Source organism: Catenulispora rubra, from assembly GCF_015356825.1.
Lineage (GTDB): Bacteria > Actinomycetota > Actinomycetes > Streptomycetales > Catenulisporaceae > Catenulispora > Catenulispora rubra.
Genome location: NZ_JAACYW010000509.1, coordinates 1 through 3,694, shown reverse-complemented (window position 1 = coordinate 3,694; position 3,694 = coordinate 1). Strand labels below are relative to the sequence as shown.

The following is a 3,694-nucleotide window of genomic DNA, read 5'->3' as shown; positions in this document are numbered from 1 at the left end:
GTGCGAGCGTAACCCCGGCCACCGACGTGCGCGGGTTCATGCGCGCCGATACCGTACTCGCATGGTCGACAAGCCCGCTGAGCAGGACGGCGCGGGCTCGACCGGGTCTGCCGGATCTCTTGGATCTCCGGAATCTACTGGGCCCGCCGGCTCTCTTGGGTCTCCGGAATCCACTGGATCCGCAGGCTCCATCAGCCCCGCGGGCTCCGACCCGATGATCCGCGTCCGCGACGCCACCGAGCACAACCTCCGCCACGTCGACCTCGCCGTGCCGCGCGACCGGGTGGTGGCGTTCACCGGGGTGTCGGGGTCGGGGAAGTCGTCGCTGGCGTTCGCGACGATCTACGCCGAGGCGCAGCGCCGCTACCTCGAGTCCGTCGCCCCCTACGCACGCCGGCTCATCGAGCAGGCCGGGGCGCCCCGGGTCGGGGGCATCAGCGGGCTGCCGCCGGCGGTGGCGCTGCGGCAGCAGTACGGCGCGGGCAGCGCGCGCTCCAGCGTCGGGACCGTGAGCCGGGTCTCGAACGTGCTGCGCATGCTCTACTCGCGCGCGGGCACCTATCCGGCCGGGGCCGAGCCGGTCGACTCCGACTGGTTCTCGCCGAACACCGCGGTCGGCGCCTGCCCGACCTGCCACGGGCTCGGGCGCCGGTACACCGTCGAGGAGGACCGGCTGGTCGGCGATCCCGAGCTGAGCATCCGGCAGGGGGCGGTCGCCGCGTGGCCCGGGGCGTGGCAGGGCAAGAACTACCGCGACATCCTCGGCGAGCTGGGCATCGACATCGACGCGCCGTTCCGGACGCTGCCGGCCGAGCGGCGGCACTGGCTGCTGACCACCGAGGAGCAGCCGGTGGTGACGGTGCATCCGGTGCGCGAGGCGCACCGGATCACCCGGCCGTATCAGGGGACGTACATGTCGCCGCGCAGTTGGGTGCTGCACACGTACGCCACTACGAAGAGCGCGTCGCTGCGGGCCAAGGCCGCGTCTTTCCTGACCGAGGAGCCGTGTCCGACCTGCGAGGGACGGCGTCTGAATCCCTTCGCGCTGAGTGTCACCATCGCAGGAGTCGATATCGCCCGCGCCGCCGCGCTTCCTCTGACCGAGCTGGCCGATCTGCTGCGCCGGGCTCGTGTTCATCCTGACACCGAGGCGCTTTCGCCGGAGCGACGGCAGGCTGCCGAGGCGCTGATCGGGAACCTTGAGGAGCATCTCAAGACCCTGAGTGAGCTCGGTCTCGGCTATCTCGGCACTGATCGGGCCACGTCCACGCTGTCCGGCGGCGAGTCCCAGCGTCTGCATCTGGCCACGCAGCTCGGCAGTGGTTTGTTCGGGGTCTTATATGTGCTCGACGAGCCGTCGGCCGGCCTGCATCCGGCTGACACCGAGCTGCTGCTGACGGCGCTGCGTCGGCTTCGCGCTGCTGGGAACTCGGTCTTCGTGGTCGAACACAATCCGCGGGTGATCGCCGATGCCGACTGGCTTGTCGACCTCGGTCCTGGCGCTGGGACGCATGGCGGCCGTGTGCTGTACAGCGGGCCGGAGGCGGGGTTGAAGGACGTCGCGGAGTCGGCGACGGCGCGGTATCTGTTCGGGAACGCGCCGAGCGTCGCGCCGGCCGTCGTTCGCGAGCCGTCGTCGTGGCTGACGCTGCACGATGTCACGCGCCACAATCTCAATGGTCTGAGCGTCCGCTTCCCGCTCGGTACGCTGACCGCGGTGACCGGCGTGTCCGGCTCCGGCAAGTCGACGCTGGTGGGGCAGGTGCTGGCGGCTACGGTGCGGGACCATCTCGGTACTTCGGAGGCGGCGGCGGCCGGAAACGATGCGGAGGCCCCGGATGAGGACGCGGCCGCGCTGGACGACGACCGCATCGTCGCCATTCCGAAGGCCGAGGGGTTGGACGCCGTCCACCGGCTAGTGCAGGTGGACCAGAAGCCGATCGGGCGCACGCCGCGGTCGAACCTGGCGACTTATACAGGGCTCTTCGACGCCGTCCGCAAGCTCTTCGCGGCCCAGCCGCTGGCCAAGTCGCGCGGCTATACGGCCAGCCGCTTCAGCTTCAACCTCCCCGACGGCCGCTGCCCGAACTGCCAGGGCGAGGGCGTGGTGAGCGTGGAACTCCTTTTCCTGCCTACGGAATCCGCGCCGTGCCCGGTGTGCCACGGAGCGAGGTATAACCCTGAGACGCTGCAGGTTCTCGTCGAGGGCAAGTCCGTCGCCGACGTTCTCGCGCTGAGCGTCGAGGACGCGCTGGGCTTCTTCGACGGACTCGGTGGGCTCGGTGGACCCGGTGGGCTCGGTGGACTCGGTGGGCTCCCGGCCGCGCACCGCATCCTGCGTCTGCTCGACGACATCGGCCTGGGCTACCTCACCCTCGGCCAGAGCGCGACGACCCTGTCCGGCGGCGAGGCGCAGCGCATCAAGCTGGTCAGCGAGCTGCAGCGGGCGCGGCGGGGCCACACGTTGTATCTGCTGGACGAGCCGACCAGCGGCTTGCACCCCGCCGACGCCGACCTGCTGTTAGCCCGGTTGCAGGAGCTCGTCGACCAGGGCAACACGGTCGTGATCGTCGAGCACGACCTGCGGATCGCCGCAGCCGCCGACTGGCTTCTGGATCTCGGGCCCGGGGCTGGGAGCGCGGGCGGGCGGATCGTCGTCGAGGGTCCGCCGACGAAAGTATCCGGTGGCGGGTCCGGGCTCACCGCGCGATTCTTGGCTGCGTACACCTCCTAGAGGGGAATGAGTATTTTGCGACACATACGACTGGGCCGCAGCGGCCTGAAAGTCTCGCGCCTGTGCCTGGGCATGATGAGTTACGGCAGCCCGGAGTCGCGGGCCTGGATCCTGCCTGAGGACGCCGCGCTGCCGTTGGTGGCGCGCGCGGTCGAGGCGGGCATCACGTACTTCGACACCGCGGACATGTATTCGGGCGGCGCCAGCGAGGTGGTGACCGGCCGCATCCTGCCGAAGCTGTTCGCGCATCGGGAGGACTACGTTCTGGCGACGAAGGTCTTCTACCCGACCGGCCCCGGCCCGAACGACGCCGGGTTGTCGCGGAAGCACATCATGGCCTCCATCGATGCTTCGCTGCGGCGGCTCGGTACCGACTACGTGGACCTGTACCAGATCCACCGCTGGGACCCCGAGACGCCTATCGAGGAGACGATGGAGGCGCTGCATGATGTGGTGCGCGCTGGCAAGGCGCGGTACATCGGGGCGTCGAGCATGGCGGCTTGGCAGTTCGCGACGGCGCAGTACACCGCGGATCTGAATGGGTGGACGCGCTTCGTGTCCATGCAGAACCACTACAACCTCGTGTTCCGCGAGGAGGAGCGGGAGATGATCCCGTTCTGCATCGACCAGGGCGTCGGCATCCTCCCCTGGAGCCCACTGGCCCGCGGCCTGCTCGCCGGCGCCCGCAACCGCGGCGGCGCGGCGACCACGACCCGCTCGACCAGCGACCCGTACGCGTCGGAGCTGTACAACGCTGAGGACTACCCGGTCGTGGACGCGGTCGAGGCGATCGCCGCGGCCCGGGGCGTGCCGCCGGCGCAGGTGTCGCTGGCGTGGCTGCTGAGCCGGCCGGGGGTGACGGCGCCGATCTTCGGCGCTACGAAGCCGCATCACATCGACGACGCGGTAGCCGCACTGGAGATCGAGCTGACGGCGGAGGAGGTCGCGGCGGTGGAGGGG

The 3,694-nt window shown here is 70.1% G+C and carries 2 protein-coding genes; both read left to right on the top strand.

The genetic code is table 11. The annotated features are described in order from the left end of the window. The first annotated feature begins 214 nt into the window (after positions 1-214). Complete coding sequence (locus GWK61_RS53210) at positions 215-2,734, top strand: excinuclease ABC subunit UvrA (RefSeq protein ID WP_194921975.1); 2,520 nt, start codon at positions 215-217, stop codon at positions 2,732-2,734. 15 nt (positions 2,735-2,749) lie between these two features. Further along, positions 2,750-3,694: aldo/keto reductase (locus tag GWK61_RS53205; protein ID WP_194921973.1), on the top strand; the 945-nt coding region annotated here is incomplete at its 3' end.